This is a genomic window from Microbacterium sp. (assembly GCF_032084865.1).
In the GTDB taxonomy this organism is placed as follows: domain Bacteria; phylum Actinomycetota; class Actinomycetes; order Actinomycetales; family Microbacteriaceae; genus Microbacterium.
This window is the reverse complement of the sequence record NZ_DAMDLU010000246.1, coordinates 1-1,512: the sequence shown is the minus strand read 5'-3', so window position 1 is coordinate 1,512 and position 1,512 is coordinate 1. Positions and strand designations below refer to the sequence as shown.

At 70.9% G+C, this 1,512-nt stretch carries 2 protein-coding genes; one reads left to right on the top strand and one right to left on the bottom strand.

Features of this window, described 5'->3' with window-relative positions; translation table 11 throughout:
- Positions 1–80: 80 nt before the first annotated feature.
- The gene (locus RT309_RS15040) at positions 81–797 is read left to right on the top strand and encodes a Pr6Pr family membrane protein (RefSeq protein ID WP_313358337.1); all 717 of its coding nucleotides are present in this window, start codon (positions 81–83) and stop codon (positions 795–797) included.
- Here the strand turns inward: RT309_RS15040 and RT309_RS15035 are convergent.
- The coding region (locus tag RT309_RS15035; RefSeq protein WP_313358335.1) for an FAD-dependent oxidoreductase at positions 721–1,512 on the bottom strand (792 nt) is incomplete at its 5' end. The genes RT309_RS15040 and RT309_RS15035 overlap by 77 nt on opposite strands.

The following is a 1,512-nucleotide window of genomic DNA, read 5'->3' as shown; positions in this document are numbered from 1 at the left end:
CACCCGGGGTTGCATAGACTCGAAGCGGTGGTGCGGCCCTGCTCCCGATGCCGCCGGACCGCCGGGAGGACGACGCTCGAGTGCTCACGCGAAGGATCTTCGGCTGGTCGCGTCTGGCGACCGCGGCCGTGTGCATCGCGGCGCTCGTGCACCGGATGCTGTGGGGCATGGGCTCGCAGACCCTCGCCGGCGCGAACTTCTTCGCGTATCTGACGATCCAGTCGAACACCGCGTTCGCCGCGCTGGCTCTCGTCGCCGGGGTCATCGCCCTGCGCCACGACGAGGATCCGACGTGGCTGACCACCGCGCGCGCCCTCGTGCTCAGCTGGACGATCACCGCCGGTCTCGCGTTCGCTCTCATCGTGTGGCAAGCCGGCGAGCACGGCATCCCGATCACCGTCCCCTGGTCTGACGTCGTGCTGCATTTCGTGCTGCCGGCATGGACCGTCGTCGCCTGGGTGTTCGGACCGGGCCGGCGTGCCGCGTCGTGGCGCGTGGTGCCCTTCGTGCTGCTGTATCCGGTGGTGTGGGGCGTCTTCACGATCTGGCGCGGCAGTGTGATCGGGTGGTACCCGTACTACTTCCTCGACCTGCGGCAGGTGTCGGGACTGGGCGAGATGGTGCTCAGCTGCGCTCTGGCCCTGGCGATCTTCGCCGCGGTCGCGGTCGCGCTCGTGCTGCTCAGCAAGGTGCGCCCGACGGTGCCGCCGTGGGGTGAGATCAGCCCTCGTCCGCTGCCGGCTCTGCGAAGAACACGAGCGATGCTCGAGCGGCGGCCGTCGCGTCGCGCTCGCTGAGCGCGGCGAACTGCTCGGCGTCCGAACCGCCGACGAGACCGACGAGCACCGGCTCGCCGGTGAACGGCTGGAGGTTCAGCCACGTGCGGATCAGCGCGTCACCGCCGACGACGTGCCAGACGGTCGCCTCGGTCGTCCAGAACGCCTCGTCGAAGCGCATCCAGACGGTCTCGATGAAACCGGATGCCAGTGCGGCGATCGCCCCGCGATGCGAGAAGGGCAGCGCAGGCGCGAACTCGATGCCCTGCTTCTGCAGCACCCCGAGCGGTGCGGTGACGATCACGCGGTCGAACGAGAGTGCTTCGCCCGTGCCGAGGCGCAGGCTCACGCCGCGATCGTCGTACGCGATGCGCGAGACGGGCGACGCTGTCGCCACCTTCACGCCGTCGAGCTGCTCGTCGAGGAACGCGTCGAGGTCGCCGATCACGCCGTGCACCGCATCGGCCGGGAAGGCGGGCGGGTACCAGCTCGAGGCGCGCGACGGGTCGGCGCCGGTCATCGCCGCCATCCAGGCGAGGGATGCCGTGAGCGCCGGGTCGTCGAGGTTCGCACCGTTCGCGGCGAGCGCGTCGGCGATCGGCGCGTCGGATGCCTGCGCCTCGGCCTTCTCGAGAGCCTGGGCGATCGGCGCGCCGTCGAGAGCGGGCGCCTCGCCGTCGACGGTCCATGCCGTCGGGGTGTCGAGTGCGAGCGTGCGGTCGCCCAGGTCGACGAG